Origin of the sequence: Gluconobacter sp. P5B12 (assembly GCF_018812035.1) — a bacterium.
Taxonomy (GTDB): domain Bacteria; phylum Pseudomonadota; class Alphaproteobacteria; order Acetobacterales; family Acetobacteraceae; genus Gluconobacter.
On record NZ_JACRVV010000008.1, the window covers coordinates 106927 to 124958 of the forward strand.

Consider the following 18032-nt stretch of genomic DNA (forward strand, 5'->3'; position numbering starts at 1 on the left):
AGCCCTCCTCTAAAATCATCCAATTCCAATGCTGCGTCCAGGATATTGGGGAAATTGAATTTCATCGACGCCTCCCATTGCGCGGCGCGCGGCAAGACGCGCCATTTTTCCAGAATCGCAGGCTTCTCTGCGCTTTCCCTTATCGAACGGCGGCATTTCTAGCCTGGAAAAATGAGACGGCTGGGTTGGGTCATTTTCTTCAAATTCAGGCTGCCGTACCCGACCCATTTTCTCGAGCGATATTGGCCGGAATTGGGATGGGACTGCTGAACAATTTTCCAGCCCTGGCATGCTTATCTTTACGGCTGGAGCAGACCTGGTATCAATTGCTCGGTGCCGTATTTCAGGACGAAATATACGTCCAGAAACTGACATATCTCGAGGAAAAACATGAAGTGTAGAGTTACTATGCGATACGCGCATGTTTTCGGAAAAAGAACCTGCCGCCACCGAATTTTCGCGCGCTTTTCTAAGCTTAACGGAAGGTTTTTTGACGCCAACTGCCTGCATATTTTTACGGTTTTTCTGCAAGACAGACCCGCCAGACTTCTGCGATTTAGTCTGCAAAAAATGTATGAAATTTTCTCGCCGTGCCCGTATTTCAAAAAACTGGTTTTGATTTCGTCCAAATCTGAAAGCACTTTCCGATTTGTTCTCGAAATGCGTTCCGGGACTGCCTTCCGGAAAGATATGGCTCTTAACTGACGCCCGTCGTGGCATCGAATAAGGCCCCAAATTTTGTTTAAAAGCGATACTTCTTTTTTGGTAGTTCTTCACAAACCTGATCGCGGGAATAACAGATTTTCCTGCCCCTCCGGAAGACTGACGCAAGACATTCCGAGGCAACAACCTTCCAGATGAAAGAATATCTCTCCACAATTTATCCGTATGCATGCTTATTCCCGGTACTGTCTCTGGTCCCAGTCAAAGACATGACCTTCCCGCTCTGCCGTCACAACACACGCAGCCATCCGCCTCGCACGAGACCACGACTTCAATAAATCCCAGGGCACCCCATGATCCAGCAGATACAACATCTCCTGAAACGCAGAGTGCCCACTTAGTTTTTTGCTGTAGAGACCACCATGTCTTCATCATTTTCCTGATGAAAGCATGGATAAAGCGCTGCAATACCAATCTTCCCGATACGTCGCGCCAGATCACGAATTTCTTCTTTAGTGCCTGGCATCTGCACCGGAACACTGTCGATAGCCGTGACTGAACAGATCATTTCCGCATATCCCAGCCATGCAGCAGCCGAAGCACCAGTCACAGCAGAGCCTGCCGCCTCAATCAGATCCAGCATATCCGCAGGATCGATCTCTTTCAGAGAAAGACATCGTCCATCAGCAAGACGAACTTCTTTCGGAAGCATACTCATGAAATCTTTGCCCTCGTTGATGCAAAGAACTGCACCGTTTGATGAACCATCTGATCCGACTGCCAAGCATCATTTTTCAACTTGATGGACACGTTCGTGTACTCCCACGTACTTGTCGTGCCATCAGGCTCTGTCACGTACTGGTAAATTGTACCGCTCCCAACCGTTCCAGCATTCCAGTAAGCAGCTTCAATAGCAGCAACCAGATTGTCCAGCGCCGCACTCGCACGTGCGATCTGAAACGAACCACGCCAGCCATTCGGAACATTGAACTCAACCGGCATGCCATTAAGCGGACTCGCTCGCAGAGCATGCGTCTCCTGTGATGCCCCGAAAGACGTGACATCACGCAGATCAACCCGCTGGCCGTTCCAGAGAACTGTAATCCGGCAGTCACGACCAATACTGTAAGGATTTGCCATACTCAGACGCTCCCGCCCGCAGTCGTCACCGTCACGGAAGTGCCGCCCTGCAAATTCACCACAAATTTTTCATTGATGCCCTGGTACCGCACAGCCACGTCAGCCTGCACATATCCCAACGCAGTCCGCGACTGAGGATTATTCGAACTATCGCAAACAACGCGGTAAGGCAGTTCAGCGTTCTGAACGCCTAGAATGCCCTGAGACAACAGAGACGACAGGAAACCCAGCAAGGTCGAGCGAATGTCGGAAAAGAGCGTGTCATTTACGACCTGTCCGACATACGCTCCCATGCCACCAGCAAGCGATGACGCAATATAATTGGTCAGACGGGTATAATTATCTCCATTTACCGTCGCTTTACTTGACGTATTGTGCCCACACCGTACTGCCCAGTAAGTCCCGCCCGGCGCCGGATTGCAGATAACATCGATCCCAGCCGTAAACAGTGTAGACAGTTCGGCAGTGGAATAGGTTGCGCTGCTCCCCCCTAAGCCTGCCTTTTGGCTTCCAACAATACCCGAAAGTGCTTTATTCAGGCTCGACTGTTCAGGTGAAAGTGCAGAAAGAATGCCTGCAGCAAATGCCTGAGGACTAACAAGCATCATGCCATTAACGTCATCGTTCCACCAGATCCAGTCACCGAACATCAACTTTACGGCTGAAGAATCCAGACCGCTGGCGGCTTTGACGGACACTGCATTGCTTACACTGTCATATGCGGGGCTTGTCGCCACCATATAGACCCCTTCACCGAGGCCAAATGCCGCCTGCAACGAATAGGACGCGCTATCTGTCACGCCATGAAGGGTGGCAACGGCACATCCCTGCCCCCTCAGAGCATACATACCCGTCCGAATGATATCGTCTTTTCCTAGAAAAGCCGACGTATCAGGCGCCCCACCATCTAGTCCTCCAGACAGCGTCACGCTTCCAGGAACAGGATCAGGAACTGCATCCGGCAAATGGATCGTCACCAGAGCTGACAGATCCTGCGCGACAGCGGCTTCCAGGATGTTCCATGTCGCACCTGAATAACTTGCCGCTCCAAGAACCGGATGCGAAACTGCCAGCCCATAACCCGCCCCTGTTGCGGTCAGGGTCACAACGATAGCATTACCACCAGTTCCGGTATGAACAGCACTGAGTGTAACGCCTCCCAAAGAGGCCGTTGCGTTTGCATCCGTTCCATCTGTTACACGCACGACAACAAACGATGACGCCCCTTGCAGAGCCGCAATATTCACAGCCAGCCCTGCATCCGTCGCTTTGTTCTGCTTACTCCCAAACGCAGAGAGATAATCACTCATGCCACCCACTGGCACCGGAAGCCCTACCGGGCCCCATCCTGCCGTTCCAACGATACCCAGTTTCGAGGAAGAGGCACCCGTCAGTCCCAGCGACTGTGGCTGCGCAATCTGTACATACAGGTTAGGAACCGTAAGCGCAGTCGTATTCAGCGTACCCGCCTGATAAACTAGAGACATCCGGCGATATTTCCTTCCAGAGAAAAGTATATTATTCCGAATAAGGAACGAATTACCTTTTTCTATTGAATTGATTTTATTTTAATTGGGCTGACAGACGACAGTGCCAAACTGGTTGACCATCATCCCTGGATATGAATTTTGAGCAGCCCGTAAAGCTCCCGCAGTGTGCATGGCCTCAAGAGCATGCAGAACCACACCATTATCAAAAGCAGGCTCGATTACGCCGAAACTGCTAGTTTGATCACCAGCAGAAACAGTCCCGGCCCCAAACATCATGTCAGACGACCACTGAACCTGAAGGGTGTCAAAAACCAGATCGTACAAATAATCCCGTCGATACAATGCCTGATTTTGCATCGTATCGATGTCCTCAACACTTACGAACCTAAGCTGCGCCTGCCGACCATCCAACGTGAAAATCCAGCTCTTCTCAGCCAGTTCCGTATCCAGAAACTGTCCAAGCGTATCCCGAACACCAGAATCAGCCGTCCAGAGCGAAACCCTATATCGCTGATTCTGTCGGCGATTCACCCTTACGGACTGGCCATAACCAACAACGTTTCCGGTTAAGTTATACCCCGGAACCTGAACAGAATTTCCGTCTGCAAGACCTTTTGGGAGTTGCCCGGCTAAAGCCAAAGCCACAGTTTCAGGAGTGTCCTGCTCAGTCACGGCATAGGCAGCAGAAATCTGAGTTTTCCCTGCCTCGTACCAAACACCGACAACACCTGAAGGCACCCCCTCAGACGGAAAGACAATGCAAACAGCTTGCGCACTCTGCTTCACTGACACCGTGGGCAGAACGCGCGCCTGAACCTGCCAGGGGCGCCCCAAAGGCTCTGGCACAACAATACCTTTCTGAGGTGCCAGTGTGACCGTCAGGAAATCCGTATTATTCCGAATATTTTGAGCTGCAAATATATCACTCGGCAAAAGCCACCCGCGACGAACGATCGTCTGCCGCCCCGTTACAGACGGCTTTTCGAGGCCTTCTGGATATAAAATTCCCGCACACACATAAGCCAGAGCCAATCCGACCTGAGAAGCATCCGCCATTTTTCTCTCCTCAGACCTGTTGCAGAGACATGGTGCAACGCAAACCCCAGTCCGACATCTCGGCAGCGTTAATCGTGTACGTCGTATCCAGGTCCGTCGTGACCGTCATATAGGGTTGCAACACGGTGCCGGGCAGCCGCGGCAAATACATGACGAATTGCCCGGGCTTGGCTGAACCCGGAATGCCACTCCCAGACCCCTCTCCTTTGGAGCGCAAAATAATCGCAGCAGGACATTCCTCAACGACATTCCCTTGCGTCCCAGAAACGCCACTGATCTCTACAGTCCGATTACATGCCACACATAGCGGAGGTCGAAGGTCATCCACGGCCGCAACAAAAAACGTATTTCCCCCGCAAGTCAGAATATCTCCGACCACAGTATCTTCACGGCAATCCGTAAGCACATATTCCATAACCCCACCCCAATTGGGGGATCTTGAGAATGTAAAGTCAGCACTCGAATCAAAAGCGAGCATCGGGTGTGCATAAATATTTTGCATGGGAGACAACGGATTATCCGGCCGGTATTGCTCTCCGGAGTGACCTAAAATCCCTGCTGCTTTTGCATACCCTCGACAAAGTCTGGACGCGATCTGTTCCGCCCGCATCATGCCCCCTTCAGATGATGACCAATCGATCATCCTGCAATTCCAAACCGCCTGTCACCCCAAGAAACGCGCATAAACGCCGACGCCATAACGTCAGAAGCATCACGCGATCACGCACTTCATGACCGTTGTGGTACCAACTCGCAGCCTGTGCCGTGTCCAGATTTTCAGACGCCCCCAAAAGAGCCGTTTCCAACGGGTAAAGCTGTGAAAGGTACAAGCGCACCTGCTGCAGTTCTGCGCCGGACAAGCTGTTAATCCGCCATTCCAACGCTCCCTCAACCTGAAAGAAGCGCCAGGATTCCTGCCCTGTCTCCCGCGATCCAATTGCCGGATACCCGCAAAATCGCCGAACATCGACCTTTTCCCCGTCCGTCAATGGGCCCGAGGAAAGGCTTGCAGTCCCAGACATATAATCCTCCTCCACCAGAAGAACCCCCATGGAATTATGGGGGTTCGAAATCAGCTTAGAAGGTCATGCCAAGTGCATCCGTGCCCAGGCTCTCAATGATAACGCCACGCTTGAGATAGCTGTTCGTCGCCGTGGGAATAACGTTTGTATCTGCCGTCACATCCGTCGGTAGCGCGAAACCCCCAATCCAGTACCAGGACTGAGCGATAATCTGACGCAGTCGATCCAGTGGCTCACGCGTCACCATTGCAACCCCATCCACCATCTCAATCAGTGCCCGATCAGCGTCTGGGATGTCCGAATGGCCGGTCAGCGCACAGTCACCCTCGATCAGAGCCCCCTGACCCAACAGCAGAGCACGATGAATAGGACCGGCACCAAGAGAAAGCTGCTGAGGGGCCTCTGTCGTCGGAATAAACCGAACACCCAGCAGATCAATTACTTGTCCGGAACGATACTCTTCCGAACCGTATGCCCCCCGATAAAGATGCTTGAAATCATCGTCACGGAACAGCGATAGAAGCTGAATATCATCCAGATAACAATGATATGCCCCATTGATCATAGGAACGTTGTTGCGGCGAAGCGTCGCAACACCAGCCAGAACCTGCTGAATACCCAGCGTATCCGCGAGACCGTTTGCACTCGCCGTCTGTAGAGCTGCCGTCGTCAGACGGCCATTCGGACGGATCACCTTCGGTGCCGTGGCCGCAACCACCGGCTGACCAACGGCCCCATCCGCGACAGACACGCTGCTGGAGAACGTCATCTGCCCGGAAATTCCGCCCGGCGCGGTAGAAACATTGGTCGCATCCGCTACCACGCGAACAAGCGTGTACACATCCGAACCAACAGTCACAGTCATGCCATTGCTGGATCCAATCAGCGTAACCTGACCATTAACGATGACGGACTGAAATCCCCGAATGTCATCAACTTGGATGGTGTCGCCTTCAGCATCAAGCGCAACACTAACGCGCGTATTGCCACCCAGATAACCACCTACTCCATTCTGAGCTCCACCAAACAGCGTATTGCGTGCAAGCCGGTCCAGAGACTGCATAGCCTGAACACCATTCGTGTTGGCATTTGCAAGAAACTGTGAGGAAATCCCTACACCGCTCGTCACCATATTCAGATCAATCGTGTCGCCATACTGGTTGATCGAAAGAGTGTATTGCTCAACAGACCAGCCAGCAGGGCTCATTCCATTATCGAAGTTGGTATTGCCCGTTGGATTCAGCGGTGTCGTAACAGGAGCCTTCAGACTCTTACGCGTCTTGGTAAGAGTTTCACCAATAGCGTTAGGGAAAATCTCGCGGTCAGCAACCTGTCGAAATCCCAGTCGAGATTTGAGGCCGTTTTCAAACTCCCGTGCCAGAAAACCCTGCTGAATCGCAGCCTGAAGCTGAACTGGAAAATTTTCGATGCTCATGAATGTCATTCCGTAAATATTTATGAAAAATTCCGGCATATTTAGCCGGTAAAATATTTAATTCACTGTCGCGCTATCAGGCCCGGGCCAGAAACTGCCACTTGCGCGCTTCGTAATCAGCTTCAGTAGCTGCGCGCGCATCAAAAGGCTCAATACCGCCAGGCTTCGGTGCCGGGTATCCAACCGTTGTGCCACTCGAATATCCGGGCCGTACAATTTCTCCGAACAAATATGCACGCTCCTGCCGCGCCTGTTCCAAAGCCTCAATCACCCCCACAACCGCGCCATCCTCAGTGCGGGTAACACCGCCCATATCAATCAGACGAACAACATCTTCAGGATTATACGCGCCCAAACGAACAGCCTCTGACCGCAGAGCCGCAACCATAATTTCACGGTCACTTTCCTGCTTCACACGAGACACAATTTCCTCATGCGATCGCTGCAGATCTTCCTGCCGGGCAACAGCATCCGCCATTTCCCGACGAACGGATTTGACCTCATCCTGCGCTTGAGCAAGCGCCTGACGCAGAGCCTCCACACCCTCAATAGTTTCTTCAGACACGGATATTTTCCCTCCGTTCAACGTCACGCCTCATCCAGCGCAACCCACTGTTCAAGCACACGCCATTCTGCCCCGGGGTCAGAATTTCCAGACGCCGTCGCATACATTCTGACAGCCGTCTCTCGGCTTAGAATCCCGTTGGAAACAGCCGTCACCAGCCCCTGCGACAGCGACAGAAGCTCCGGATCCGTTGCCGGAAACCAGGCTGGCCATCTTAGCGCCATACGACAATAAGGGAGGTCTTTCACCAAAGCCCCCCCCAACCGCAGACCATTTTCCAGCACACAGGAAAAACGGCAGGCCATTCGGTAAACAGCCAAAAGCCCATTCTCGCCATAAGAATGCCGCAGCCGATCCACCAGCCAGATCAGAGGCTGGCACATCATTTCCATGGCCTTGCCAGACTGCACGCCTGAAATCCGATCGCCATGCGCTCGGTTGCCGTGCAGTTGCTCCAACGCAATTTGCCGCAGTTCCCGATAGTGCTCGAGCACGGCCCCTGCGGCATTGCCGTTAATTTCCAGAAGCTTGGCATCCCCTTCAGGAGGCAACGTCAGAGCCGATGACGCTCCGCCTTGGTGAGCCACACCATCCGAAAAACCTCCAGTTTTCAAAACCAGCGTCGGATCAGAGCCATATTTCAGACCCCGCCCAGCCTGAGACAGAAGGTAGTCCGCCTCAATGACCGTATCGATCGCCCGTTCAAAAGTGCACTCCCCTTCCGGGTCGCGCCCATGTAAACCACCCAGATTGCGGATCCAGATAATCGGTACAAAACCCAGCCCATGGCGCACGGACCGGCTTTCATCCCGAACCCCACCGTCCATCCCGACGAGCCAAGGTACGGAAACTGCGCAATCCATTGGTGTCCAAATCCGCTGCCACCAGAATTGCGCACCCAATAGATCTTCACCAATTGGATAACCCTGCGCAGCAAGATCCCGGCCTCGAACAAGAAACCGCTCCTCAACACGCAAAAGCTCGCCACTGGCATCATCCCAGACCGGCGTCAGATAAGCCGTATCGAGAACCGAAAGCTTCGGCACGCCGGCTGACACCTCAAAAAGAACCACCACAGAGCCAATGGAACCACACGTTGCAGCTTCCATCATCAGTGATGCTAAACGCGTCTGTGCGGCGAAAACATTCATGGCCTCCGCAACCCGCACATCATCCGTAATCAGACTGGGCCAGTGCGTATCGCCAAAAAGTAACGAGACGGATTCATCGACAACCGTTCGGCACAAATTGCTCCGGACAGAAGGTCGTCTATTCGAAAGCGGAATGTATTCCCCCGCCCCCGATCGCTCCAACGAGAACGGATGCGGCAAAGCATCATATTGTGTACCGTCCAGAACGCGCTTTAACGCCAGCAGGCGTGCTGTGCGCGCAGACGCACCCGCCGGCACGGCATACCGCCGTTGCAGGGACAACCAGTCCATGAATTCTCCAATGCTAAAGCCCGCCTGCAGCCCAAAGGCTTGGTCAGCGCGCCAACGAAAATCCCGACGGACTCCAGCCCGCCATACTGCTGCTGTCAGACAGCATCAGTTCACTCAATCCCCAGACCATCGCATCCGCCCGATCCGGAGACCGGGGACCGCGATACCCACTGACTGAGAAATGACAGAGTTGGTCCTCAAGCGCTTCAAAACGCCCATGATGAACCACCTTGCCAATCTCATAGAGCGCCGCCACAGGCTCAGCCCGCGCAGCCTTGCCTCTGGCAGCCGTCACCAACCGAACCGGCGCAGTCGCGCGCACACTTCGAATGGTATTTTCTACCAGAGCACCGCCAAAATTCCTCTCGGCAACAATCCGCTCCGCCCGCCAGTCATCCAGAGCATGCAATGCCCGTGCCGCCCACCCTGCCGGACTGTCCCTGGCAGAAAGATCTTCCAGAACATGTCCGACACCATCAGCATCCACGCCACAGACAACAATTCCGATTTCATCCGATCGATAATCTTCCGGACCAGATGCGCCCGAAGGATCAACCGACACCAGAATACGCCTCATGCGTGAAGCAATATCCATCCGCGTCTGAGCCGTAACCGCCGCTTCACGCTGAAACGATTCAATCCGCCAAAGAGCCCCTTCAACCGCGACCTGATACTCACCATGAAGAAATCGCCGCCGCTCCCGCTCCGGCAATGCTTCCAACGCCGCAAGATAATCATCTCCCAGATTATCCCGATTGGAATGCGGATTCAGAATCATCGTGCCGTACAAGGAACGATCCGAGATTGGTTGTCCCGATTTTGGCTCTATTCCCAATTCAAACAGCGCGTACAGCCAATGCCCCACACTAGGCGGATTGGCATCAATGTATTCGCGGTTCACCAGGTCACATTTCTGAGCCAGACGCGTCAGCAACATATTCCGTGCGCCATAACTGATCTGACTGGCTTCGTTCAGATAGACCGTCGCGAATTCGAGACCCAGAATTTTCTCAGTGCGCTGTTCATCGTCCAAGCCTCCGAACAGAATTGTAGATCCATTGGGAAACGTCACGACACAGTCCTGCCGATCCAGCTTCCACCGGACCTGCGGAAAACAGGACCGCATAACCTTCGGGAATGTGTCCCGCAAAACGGATGCCTTAAGGGCCGTTAATCTATGACGAAAAATACCGTGCCGACTGTTCGAAACCTTCAACGCCCTGATAACAACAGCTCGAATCAGCACAAACGTTTTGCCAGAGCGTGAGCCGCCCCTCAGTAAAATATGCCGGGCAGACCCTCCCAACAAACGAACAGCCTCACTCTGTGCATCATTCAGTCTAAAGGGCTCTGTCGTCATGGCTAATGCAAATGGAAATAGCGCCAGCCTGGTCGTCAATATGTCCGGCTTTGAAACGAGAGGGTCGATGTGCCTTCAGAAGAAAGGCCATCAAACCATCACTATATTTTTTCCTGACGAGCGGACTTCCCGTTTCCGGATCACAAACAACCCTTCCGCCATACGTAATGGGCTCGTCATATCCTTCAATAGCGCGACGCCGAGCCTCAGCCTCCAAGGCATCTGCGGCTTCCTCCAAAGCATCATCCCAAAGAGATGCAAACTGGGGATCCGTTTCTTTCCAGTGATACAGAGTGCTTCTCTGAACATTTGCAAAGCGGCCAGCCGCAGAAATATTTCCGTTGGCGGCAAGGTGTTTCAGAAACTGCTCCTTGCGCTGACGAGATCGCCCGTAGCTTGTCCGTTGCTTCGCACTATGTGCCTCGCTCATCTGTCCATTCCCTTTTTGACCCTGAGCGTCAATCGAGCCGCAGCCCTGCTTCACGTCGGCTTTTCATTGACCATTCACCCAGCCAAGCCTCGTGTTTTTTCCCAACATGCCTGGGCTTTCTTTTTGGCAAATGTGTTTTGGGAACTTCCTGTAATCGCAATCGCTGCTCTCGCCGTGCCAAGACTTCCAACCGACTTCTGGTCGCCTCGCCTACACACCCAATAGCCCTTAAAGAGAGCGTCTTGCGTCGGCAGGGAACGGCACGACAACGCACATCAAGCCGTGTGAGTCCCGCTTCCACCAATTCATGCCATTCAAGAGAGCAATCTGCCCGATGAAGCGCTTCCCCAGCATTCACAACCGGACATGCAATGACATTCAGACCCTCGGTAAGAATAACAATCATGACCTGTCGACCGGAAAGAACAACTGATCCCGGAGAAATCTTAAATCGTTCCAACACCAGAAAATCTTCCAAATAAAAAAGGCCAAACCCAATAAGAGTTTGACCTTTTGAAATAAAATATCTTCAATGTATCTTTCTTATGCAATAATTGCGTTCGATGTTCAACAATTTTTCTGAAAAATTTTAATATTATTATTAGTTTTTATTTTTCATGCTTTCATACGCATGCGAGAGCTGCTCAAGCAATAGCGCACATTGCGCCGAAACTTTCATACGCGCCCGCCCTTCAGAAAGACCTGGGTAAAGATGGCGCGCCATCGCAGAAAAAGACATCTCTCGGGCCAGCATCATTTCAAGACGCACATGTCCGCACAATCCCAGCCTCTCACGAATTTCCGCAATCCGAACCGAACACTTGCCGCGTCCAATCATCCACGTATGCACATCGCCTTTCTCACGAAAACGACCATCTGACAGCTTTTTTTCAACAATACCAATGGTTGCGAAAAGATACTCCCGATACCAGCGATCTGCAGCCGAAACCTCATCGTCGCCAATATCACCCGCCTCATACATGGAGTGCACTGTGTTAACGACGCGATGAACCCCATTTCGCTCCACGATCTCATGATGCTGGAGGCGTTCCGGAGTAGGCTTCATATGCCCAGCAGCAACCACCGGCGAAACTTCCTGAATTAACGCTTGCATCAATGAATACTTTCCCAAATCGCGGAAGCTCCCATTGGGGGCAAGGCAGGAAACTGCGGAACACGATCAGCACCCCACAAAGCGTTCCAACTCACAGGATGCCCTGGCGGTAAAGCTTCAGCGCTTTCACGATCTACAACCTGCCGCTTTGCAGTGCCGCCAGATACTTTTGCAATCTTTTTGGCCTTGCGGATCGAACGATGACGCGCCTCTTTGTAAGCAGGTTTCCAGCTATCAGCCGCCAACATGGCTGCAATGGCATTGGCAGATACCCGGCGAGGAGTCTGGATTTCACTCATCTGCCTCATTCTTACTTCCTTCACGATGCGAACTTGATTTGTGGCAAAATGCCATAGGCAATAAGAAAAAAAACTTCTTCTGGATTTGGCATAAAGCCATTGCTAAAAAGGCCACATGGCCAAACACAAGCGCTCGGACTCCCTGACTATCCTCCAGCGAGCTATCGGAACACGTATCGCCTGGGCCAGGGAACTCGTTATTCCCAACCAGAGCGAGTGTGCCAGACTGCTGGGAGTAGATGCCTCCACCCTCAACAAGATTGAGCGTGGCGATCGCGCACCCAGCGTCTTCCTCATCGCCGCTCTCTCGAACCGGCTCCGCGTTTCGACAGATTTTCTTCTGAAAGGCGTCCTGAACGGTCGTACCGACGAAGAACTGGCCCTGCGGCTGGCTGCCCTGCACCCAGAGTTGGTGCTCCAGCGGCAAGACATGGCTCTCGACATGGACAAAAACACGACTTCCGGCATACCTGATCAGCCCATGAGACCAGACGAGGATCTGCACTGATAGTATCTTCGCTGACTTCCATGCGCATTCGAACGCTCCCCCATTCGTCGTAGTGCAGCAAACCTGCCTCGGCGATGGAATGAACAAATCAGAAACGTTTCCAGCTATCAGCGAAACACTACGCATTCAACCGGGCCCCTTCCTTCCTCAGCAGCCATCCCCACGACAACCGCCGATTAACGATAAATTAATGGCAATATGCCACTGGGTCAAGAAGCAAATATGGCTCATTGCCATTACTCAGCTTGATAGGACCTCATTCCTTGGTCGGCATTGTTTCCAATGTCCCCCTGGATGAGTTCCCTCTGGAGCGATGAAAACTGCTGATTTCCGTAACTTACTCTCTTGGCAGAGGTGAAAATTTTTCCAATTTTCCTTGGTGTTAAAAAACAAAACACAACAAAATATTTCTTGTTTTTTATCCGTTTCGTGAATCCGGAAAATCGGTTTTCCTTTAAAAAGGACTGTCGCTTAAGATCGAATCTGACTACCCAAAAGTCATAAAAAAAGCGGTCCGAAGACCGCTTTCAATTCTTATTCGTGGATCGTATCCAGATCTCCAAATCGGGTATACTCTCCCTCGAAGTACAACTGGACCATCCCCGTCGGACCATGTCGCTGCTTCTCGAGAATCAGTTCTGCCTTGTTATGCACAAGCGCCATTTTCCGCTGCCATTCCTCAGTTGCCGCCTGAAACTTCTCATTACTGTCGTAAGCACTATCTTTTGGCATCCGCTGCTGCAGATAATACTCGTCACGATACACAAACATCACAGCATCGGCGTCCTGCTCAATAGAGCCAGACTCACGAAGATCCGATAGCATCGGTCGTTTGTCTTCACGGGATTCGACCTGACGTGATAACTGAGACAATGCGATAACCGGCACTGAAAGCTCTTTCGCAATTGCTTTCAGGCCCTGTGTAATCATCGAAATTTCCAACACGCGGCTATCCGGCTTGGTCCCGATCGCCGGACGCATCAATTGCAGGTAATCCACAACTACCAGACTTAATCCCTGCGTTCGCGCCAACCGGCGACACCGCGTTCTCATCGCAGAAAGGGAGATAGCCGGCGTATCGTCAATGTAGAGTGGCAACTTCTGCAACTCACGGGACACACGGACAAAACGATCGAACTCTTTCTGCCCAATGTCACCACGACGAATTTTTTCACCCGAGACTTCTGCTTCGCCCGACAGAATACGTGTCGCCAGCTGCTCGGATGACATTTCGAGGGAGAAGATAGCAACAGAACCGTGAGGTTTTTCCCCACGTTCTTCAGCATCTCTCATGATCGAACGCGCAGCCGAGAAAGCAATTTTCGTCGCCAACGCCGTCTTTCCCATGGCCGGACGCCCAGCGAGAATCAAAAGATCAGACGGATGCAACCCACCCGTCCTTTTATCCAGATCTCGCAGTCCGGACGTCAGGCCAACAACATCGCCCGTCCGTAGAAATGCCTTCTCAGCAACATCAATAGCTCCCGTAAGGGCTTTGCCAAACGAAACAAACCCGCCCTCCTGACCACGTTCAGTCGCAAGTTTGAACAACGCCTCTTCAGAAGCCGCAATCTGATCACTACCATCCAGGTCAGGTCGTGCTCCGAAAGCATTGTTTACAACTGTCTCTCCGATATCGATGAGCTGACGCCGGACCCATGCATCATGAACAACACGACCATAATCCCCGGCATTTACGATCCCAACCATGGCGGTCAGAAGTTTGGCGAGATAAGCAGGTCCGCCCGCAGCATCCAGCACACCTGTGTGCTCGAATTCGGCCTTCATCGTAACGGGGTCAGCCAACTGGCCACGCTCAATGCGACGGGCCACAGCCTCATAAATCCGGCCATTCACCGAGTCGGCAAAATGCTCGGGCTCCAGAAAATCCGAGACCCGCTCATAGGCCTTGTTATTGGTCAGGATAGCTCCGAGAAGCGCCTGCTCTGCCGCGATATTCGCTGGCGGAGAACGACGCAGGAGCGCGCCTAGCCCCCCATCATCAGAGGACGCGTCAGACGCAGCTGGAGAAGGAAAGGATTCGATCATAGTCACGACAGTCTTTTACCATCAGCATCCTCCAGAAGCAGCGCCTCAATGTGCATCTCCTGCCGAGACAAAACGTTTTCAGTCCTGTCAGCCTCTCAATCGCTACATCAGGACGCAGGACATGATCTCAAAAGAGCAGTTCTACGACAGCCTTAAGAACGCCAATCCGCCCACCGGCCTGTCTCTTCCTCAAACAGCCCTTTGGTGGATTGGAAAACAGAATTGGGCCAAAGCACACGAACTGGTGCAATCAGCCGAAGGCATACGACCAAACGACCGTATTCACGCCCTTCTTCACCGACAGGAAGGAGATCTGGCCAACGCCCGCTACTGGTATTCCAGAGCGGATGCGAGGATGCCGGACCAGACCATTATGCAGGAATGGGATGATCTGGTCCGACAAAACTTCGCTCAGACGGAAACCCAGCCATCCTGAGCAAGAGCAACGCCCGCAAGATAAAGACTACCGCAAATCAGCACGCGTGCGGGCTCTTGCCCACTTTCAGCCAAACGCTCCAAAGCTTTGACAATCGTCGGCCCAGCGATTGCGATTCCCCCGGACGCAGCAACAAGCTCCTCCACAGGCGTGGCAAGATGCTGGTCAACTTCCGCCACAGCCTGAACACTTGCTGCCCGCGCCAAGAGGGGCTTGAGAAATCCACTCACGTCCTTGCTCTGCTTGACCCCGGCTATGATGTGAACAGGTCGATCCTTCCAACCATCAAGCACTTCCCCCAGCACCTCACCTGCACCAGGGTTATGGCCACCGTCCAGATAAAGCTCCCACCCATCTGGCAGCATAGCAGCAAGCGTTCCATGCAATCGCTGTAACCGGGCAGGCCAGTCAGTTCTGGCAATACCCTCATACGCACTCAACGCGATATTCAACCCAGACACCCGCAAAGCCGCAATCGCAAGAGCTGCATTTGTCGCCTGATGCGGCCCCTTCAAACCCGGCAAGGGCAATTCAAGGCTACCTTGCGGGTCAGAATAATGCAGCTTTAAACCATCCACCCGAACGTGCACATTCTGTCCCAGGCTCCACAGAGGCGCCTTCAATGCCTCCGCATGCGACCGAATGGCATTCAACGCTTCTGGAGCCTGCGGAGAGACAACGACGGGCACACCAGACTTAATGATACCCGCTTTTTCACCAGCAATGGCCTCCAGCGTTTCTCCCAGAAATGCCTGATGGTCCAGACTGATCGTCGTGATGGCACACGCAGCAGGCTTAGGAACCACATTTGTGGCATCCAGCCGTCCACCGAGACCCACTTCAAGAATGACAAGGTCAGCAGGGATGCGGGAGAAAAGAAGAAAACCTGCGGCCGTCAAAACCTCGAAGACGGTAATGGGCGCACCTGCATTAACGCGCTCAACCTCTTCAAAAGCATCCACCAGCGTATCTTCGTCAACCAGCTTCCCTGCCAGACGAAACCGCTCAGTAATGCTCACAAGATGCGGGCTGGTCATCACATGCACACGGAGACCTGCTGCCTCGGCAATCGCCCGCAGATTGGCGCATGTGCTCCCCTTACCGTTCGTGCCAGCAACATGAATGACTGGTGGCAAGTGCAGTTCGGGATGACCCAACTTAGCCAGAAGAACTTCCAGCCGCCCAAGTGAAAGATCAATCAGCTTGGGATATAACTGGTGCAACCGGGCAAGAACCTCGCCCGGCCGTCCCTGATATTCACCAGCCAGACGGACCGGCTCCCCCTTCTGGGCACCCATCAGGCAGCGACGTCCGGAGCCGCCTTTTGGCGAGTCAGCATACCAAGAACACGTCCCAGAAGCTCAGGCAGCTCGGAGCGCTTCGCAACAATATCAACCATCCCGTGCTCACGCAGGTACTCGGACCTCTGGAAACCTTCCGGCAGTTTCTCGCGCACAGTGTCCTGAATCACACGAGGACCAGCAAAAGCAATGAGCGCATTCGGCTCAGCAATGTGAATATCACCCAGCATTGCGAAAGACGCTGACACGCCCCCGGTCGTCGGGTTCGTAAAGACCACGATATAGGGCAGACCAGCTTCCTGAAGCATCTGCACGCCAATCGTCGTACGCGGCATCTGCATGAGGCTGACAGCGCCTTCCTGCATACGCGCACCGCCGGAAGCCGTGTAAATCACCAGCGGAGCCTTCTGAAGAACAGCCAGACGACAGGCCGCCACAAAAGCCTCACCCAGACCTGCTCCCATCGTTCCCAACAGGAACTCAGGCGCCATGACGGCCACCACAGCCTTCTGCCCCTGAATCCGGCCATGTGCGACCACAAGCCCCTCATCAAGATGAGACTTGTTCCGCGCGTCCTTCAGACGATCGGTGTAACGCTTGGAATCCTTGAATCCCAGCGGATCAACCGGCATCTTCGGCAGTTCGATGGTCGTATATTCGCCACCATCAAACGTCCAGGCCAGACGCTCCTTTGCCGTCGCACGCATATGATGCCCACAATGCGGACATACCTTCTGGGAACGCTCCATTTCCTTGACGAGCATCATCTGCCCGCAGGAATCGCAATTTGTCCAAAGATTATCCGGCACGTCCCGCTGAAGCAGGCCACGCAGCTTTGGTCGGACGTAATCGGTCAGCCAGCTCATGTCGTCTCGTTACTTTCTGCCTGCCTTCGGGACGAAGGCCAGAATGGGAAAAGGCTCTTGTACAGGCCATTCATAATCGCCGCGTTTTAGCGTTGCCAGCACATTTATGCCAGCCTTGCCATACAGAACTGTGCCCAGCCTCGCAAAAATATGGCACCATCTCCCTTAAGGAACATGCACCGCGATCACCTGCAACCACTGAGCGTTCTCGCGGTTTAATCAGGCAAAATCAGTGAACAGACGGGCTATTGTTCCCGTCCGGAGAAACCCCAATGTCCGACAGTTTCAATACCGTGCAGCTCTCCCCTCAGTCAGGCCTGAAACCCGGATGGTTCATCGGCGTAGGAGCCTTTCTGGTCGTCCTGGGGCTTCTGGCAGCCTTTGATGCAATCGCCACAACTCTGGCCAGCATGGTCCTTCTGGGCGTTCTGCTCATCATCGGTGGAATCGCCCAAATCATGCAGAGCTTCGCGCATCGCGGGCTCCCCCTGCCCAACCAGTGGCTTTCCGGCCTGATCGGCGGACTTTACATTCTTGGCGGCCTTCTCCTCATCGAAGAGCCCGCAACCGGATCAGTCTTTATTACGGCTATCCTTGCAGGCTGCCTGATCTTCGCAGGCCTTAGCCGTGCCTTCTGGGCCGCCGGGCACCGCACAACAGGTGGCTGGGGCCTCCTCGCCGTCAGTGGCGTCTTCACGCTCCTGATCGGCATCCTTCTCTACATGACACTGCCTTGGTCAGGCCTGTGGCTAATCGGAACCCTGATTGCCATCGAGCTTCTGATGGCTGGGGCATCTGCCATTCTTTTTGGCATGTCACTGCGCAATCGCACTTGAGCAGACTGCAAATAAAAAAA

The 18032-nt window shown here is 53.3% G+C and carries 21 protein-coding genes; 3 read left to right on the plus strand and 18 right to left on the minus strand.

What is annotated here, in order from left to right; all coding sequences use genetic code 11:
- Positions 1–15: 15 nt before the first annotated feature.
- The 15 genes from KP702_RS13300 to KP702_RS13370 form a co-directional block, all read right to left on the minus strand.
- Positions 16–894, minus strand: coding sequence for a hypothetical protein (locus tag KP702_RS13300; protein ID WP_215769157.1), 879 nt, complete (start codon positions 892–894; stop codon positions 16–18).
- Positions 895–1060: 166 nt separating this feature from the next.
- Positions 1061–1381 (minus strand): hypothetical protein, encoded by a 321-nt coding sequence (locus tag KP702_RS13305; RefSeq protein WP_202208050.1) that lies wholly within the window; start codon positions 1379–1381, stop codon positions 1061–1063.
- Positions 1378–1803: a hypothetical protein gene (locus tag KP702_RS13310; protein WP_046900291.1), complete on the minus strand. Its 426-nt coding sequence runs from the start codon at positions 1801–1803 to the stop codon at positions 1378–1380. The genes KP702_RS13305 and KP702_RS13310 overlap by 4 nt, the downstream gene beginning before the upstream one ends.
- A 2-nt stretch (positions 1804–1805) precedes the next feature.
- Entirely contained in the window at positions 1806–3290 is a 1485-nt protein-coding gene (locus tag KP702_RS13315) for a phage tail protein (RefSeq protein WP_202208049.1), read from the minus strand.
- A gap of 81 nt (positions 3291–3371) precedes the next feature.
- Positions 3372–4349 carry a hypothetical protein gene (locus KP702_RS13320; RefSeq protein WP_202208048.1) on the minus strand — a complete coding sequence of 326 codons (978 nt, stop codon included), beginning with the start codon at positions 4347–4349 and terminating at the stop codon, positions 3372–3374.
- Positions 4350–4359: 10 nt separating this feature from the next.
- Positions 4360–4764, minus strand: a complete 405-nt coding sequence (locus tag KP702_RS13325; protein ID WP_237390023.1) for a hypothetical protein — start codon at positions 4762–4764, stop codon at positions 4360–4362.
- Positions 4765–4969: 205 nt separating this feature from the next.
- The gene (locus KP702_RS13330) at positions 4970–5371 is read right to left on the minus strand and encodes a hypothetical protein (protein WP_202208047.1); all 402 of its coding nucleotides are present in this window, start codon (positions 5369–5371) and stop codon (positions 4970–4972) included.
- Between the two features lie 55 nt (positions 5372–5426).
- A complete protein-coding gene (locus KP702_RS13335) occupies positions 5427–6806 on the minus strand; it encodes a DUF4043 domain-containing protein (RefSeq protein WP_215769158.1) in 1380 nt (459 codons plus the stop codon).
- Positions 6807–6882: 76 nt separating this feature from the next.
- Positions 6883–7371, minus strand: coding sequence for a phage scaffolding protein (locus KP702_RS13340; RefSeq protein ID WP_233125942.1), 489 nt, complete (start codon positions 7369–7371; stop codon positions 6883–6885).
- A 23-nt stretch (positions 7372–7394) separates the two neighbouring features.
- Complete coding sequence (locus KP702_RS13345; RefSeq protein WP_215769159.1) at positions 7395–8813, minus strand: phage portal protein; 1419 nt, start codon at positions 8811–8813, stop codon at positions 7395–7397.
- A gap of 43 nt (positions 8814–8856) precedes the next feature.
- A complete protein-coding gene (locus tag KP702_RS13350) occupies positions 8857–10173 on the minus strand; it encodes a phage terminase large subunit (RefSeq protein WP_215769160.1) in 1317 nt (438 codons plus the stop codon).
- Positions 10154–10603, minus strand: coding sequence for a hypothetical protein (locus KP702_RS13355; RefSeq protein WP_215769161.1), 450 nt, complete (start codon positions 10601–10603; stop codon positions 10154–10156). The genes KP702_RS13350 and KP702_RS13355 overlap by 20 nt, the downstream gene beginning before the upstream one ends.
- 28 nt (positions 10604–10631) lie before the next feature.
- A complete protein-coding gene (locus KP702_RS13360; protein WP_215769162.1) occupies positions 10632–11066 on the minus strand; it encodes a hypothetical protein in 435 nt (144 codons plus the stop codon).
- Between the two features lie 138 nt (positions 11067–11204).
- On the minus strand, positions 11205–11717 hold the full coding sequence (locus KP702_RS13365; RefSeq protein ID WP_215769166.1) for a hypothetical protein: 513 nt from the start codon (positions 11715–11717) through the stop codon (positions 11205–11207).
- Entirely contained in the window at positions 11717–12025 is a 309-nt protein-coding gene (locus KP702_RS13370; RefSeq protein ID WP_202208041.1) for a transcriptional regulator, read from the minus strand. Before KP702_RS13370 ends, KP702_RS13365 begins: the two co-directional genes overlap by 1 nt.
- Positions 12026–12131: 106 nt before the next feature.
- Here KP702_RS13370 and KP702_RS13375 point away from each other — a divergent pair, with 106 nt between their 5' ends.
- Complete coding sequence (locus tag KP702_RS13375; RefSeq protein ID WP_202208040.1) at positions 12132–12524, plus strand: helix-turn-helix domain-containing protein; 393 nt, start codon at positions 12132–12134, stop codon at positions 12522–12524.
- Between the two features lie 534 nt (positions 12525–13058).
- On the opposite strand, the gene KP702_RS13380 is transcribed toward KP702_RS13375, so the two are convergent.
- Positions 13059–14573, minus strand: coding sequence for a replicative DNA helicase (locus KP702_RS13380; protein ID WP_046900301.1), 1515 nt, complete (start codon positions 14571–14573; stop codon positions 13059–13061).
- Positions 14574–14694: 121 nt separating this feature from the next.
- Here KP702_RS13380 and KP702_RS13385 point away from each other — a divergent pair, with 121 nt between their 5' ends.
- Positions 14695–15009 carry a hypothetical protein gene (locus KP702_RS13385; protein ID WP_202208039.1) on the plus strand — a complete coding sequence of 105 codons (315 nt, stop codon included), beginning with the start codon at positions 14695–14697 and terminating at the stop codon, positions 15007–15009.
- On the opposite strand, the gene KP702_RS13390 is transcribed toward KP702_RS13385, so the two are convergent.
- Positions 14985–16307: a folylpolyglutamate synthase/dihydrofolate synthase family protein gene (locus tag KP702_RS13390; RefSeq protein WP_202208038.1), complete on the minus strand. Its 1323-nt coding sequence runs from the start codon at positions 16305–16307 to the stop codon at positions 14985–14987. The two genes, KP702_RS13385 and KP702_RS13390, sit on opposite strands and share 25 nt — an antisense overlap.
- Positions 16307–17176, minus strand: a complete 870-nt coding sequence (gene accD / locus KP702_RS13395; protein ID WP_086633071.1) for an acetyl-CoA carboxylase, carboxyltransferase subunit beta — start codon at positions 17174–17176, stop codon at positions 16307–16309. The genes KP702_RS13390 and accD overlap by 1 nt, the downstream gene beginning before the upstream one ends.
- 272 nt (positions 17177–17448) lie before the next feature.
- Here accD and KP702_RS13400 point away from each other — a divergent pair, with 272 nt between their 5' ends.
- The gene (locus KP702_RS13400; protein ID WP_202208037.1) at positions 17449–18012 is read left to right on the plus strand and encodes an HdeD family acid-resistance protein; all 564 of its coding nucleotides are present in this window, start codon (positions 17449–17451) and stop codon (positions 18010–18012) included.
- Positions 18013–18032: the final 20 nt, after the last annotated feature.

Bases quoted from the DNA above. Each gene is read 5' to 3' on its own strand.
- KP702_RS13390 (WP_202208038.1), bottom strand. From the start codon at position 16,307: ATGGGTGCCCAGAAGGGGGAGCCGGTCCGTCTGGCTGGTGAATATCAG.
- KP702_RS13335 (WP_215769158.1), bottom strand. From the start codon at position 6,806: ATGAGCATCGAAAATTTTCCAGTTCAGCTTCAGGCTGCGATTCAGCAG.
- KP702_RS13330 (WP_202208047.1), bottom strand. From the start codon at position 5,371: ATGTCTGGGACTGCAAGCCTTTCCTCGGGCCCATTGACGGACGGGGAA.
- KP702_RS13385 (WP_202208039.1), top strand. From the start codon at position 14,695: ATGATCTCAAAAGAGCAGTTCTACGACAGCCTTAAGAACGCCAATCCG.
- accD (WP_086633071.1), bottom strand. From the start codon at position 17,176: ATGAGCTGGCTGACCGATTACGTCCGACCAAAGCTGCGTGGCCTGCTT.
- KP702_RS13325 (WP_237390023.1), bottom strand. From the start codon at position 4,764: ATGGAATATGTGCTTACGGATTGCCGTGAAGATACTGTGGTCGGAGAT.
- KP702_RS13365 (WP_215769166.1), bottom strand. From the start codon at position 11,717: ATGCAAGCGTTAATTCAGGAAGTTTCGCCGGTGGTTGCTGCTGGGCAT.
- KP702_RS13375 (WP_202208040.1), top strand. From the start codon at position 12,132: ATGGCCAAACACAAGCGCTCGGACTCCCTGACTATCCTCCAGCGAGCT.
- KP702_RS13320 (WP_202208048.1), bottom strand. From the start codon at position 4,349: ATGGCGGATGCTTCTCAGGTCGGATTGGCTCTGGCTTATGTGTGTGCG.
- KP702_RS13345 (WP_215769159.1), bottom strand. From the start codon at position 8,813: ATGGACTGGTTGTCCCTGCAACGGCGGTATGCCGTGCCGGCGGGTGCG.
- KP702_RS13310 (WP_046900291.1), bottom strand. From the start codon at position 1,803: ATGGCAAATCCTTACAGTATTGGTCGTGACTGCCGGATTACAGTTCTC.
- KP702_RS13300 (WP_215769157.1), bottom strand. From the start codon at position 894: ATGCATACGGATAAATTGTGGAGAGATATTCTTTCATCTGGAAGGTTG.
- KP702_RS13400 (WP_202208037.1), top strand. From the start codon at position 17,449: ATGTCCGACAGTTTCAATACCGTGCAGCTCTCCCCTCAGTCAGGCCTG.
- KP702_RS13370 (WP_202208041.1), bottom strand. From the start codon at position 12,025: ATGAGGCAGATGAGTGAAATCCAGACTCCTCGCCGGGTATCTGCCAAT.
- KP702_RS13350 (WP_215769160.1), bottom strand. From the start codon at position 10,173: ATGACGACAGAGCCCTTTAGACTGAATGATGCACAGAGTGAGGCTGTT.
- KP702_RS13355 (WP_215769161.1), bottom strand. From the start codon at position 10,603: ATGAGCGAGGCACATAGTGCGAAGCAACGGACAAGCTACGGGCGATCT.
- KP702_RS13380 (WP_046900301.1), bottom strand. From the start codon at position 14,573: ATGATCGAATCCTTTCCTTCTCCAGCTGCGTCTGACGCGTCCTCTGAT.
- KP702_RS13315 (WP_202208049.1), bottom strand. From the start codon at position 3,290: ATGTCTCTAGTTTATCAGGCGGGTACGCTGAATACGACTGCGCTTACG.
- KP702_RS13305 (WP_202208050.1), bottom strand. From the start codon at position 1,381: ATGAGTATGCTTCCGAAAGAAGTTCGTCTTGCTGATGGACGATGTCTT.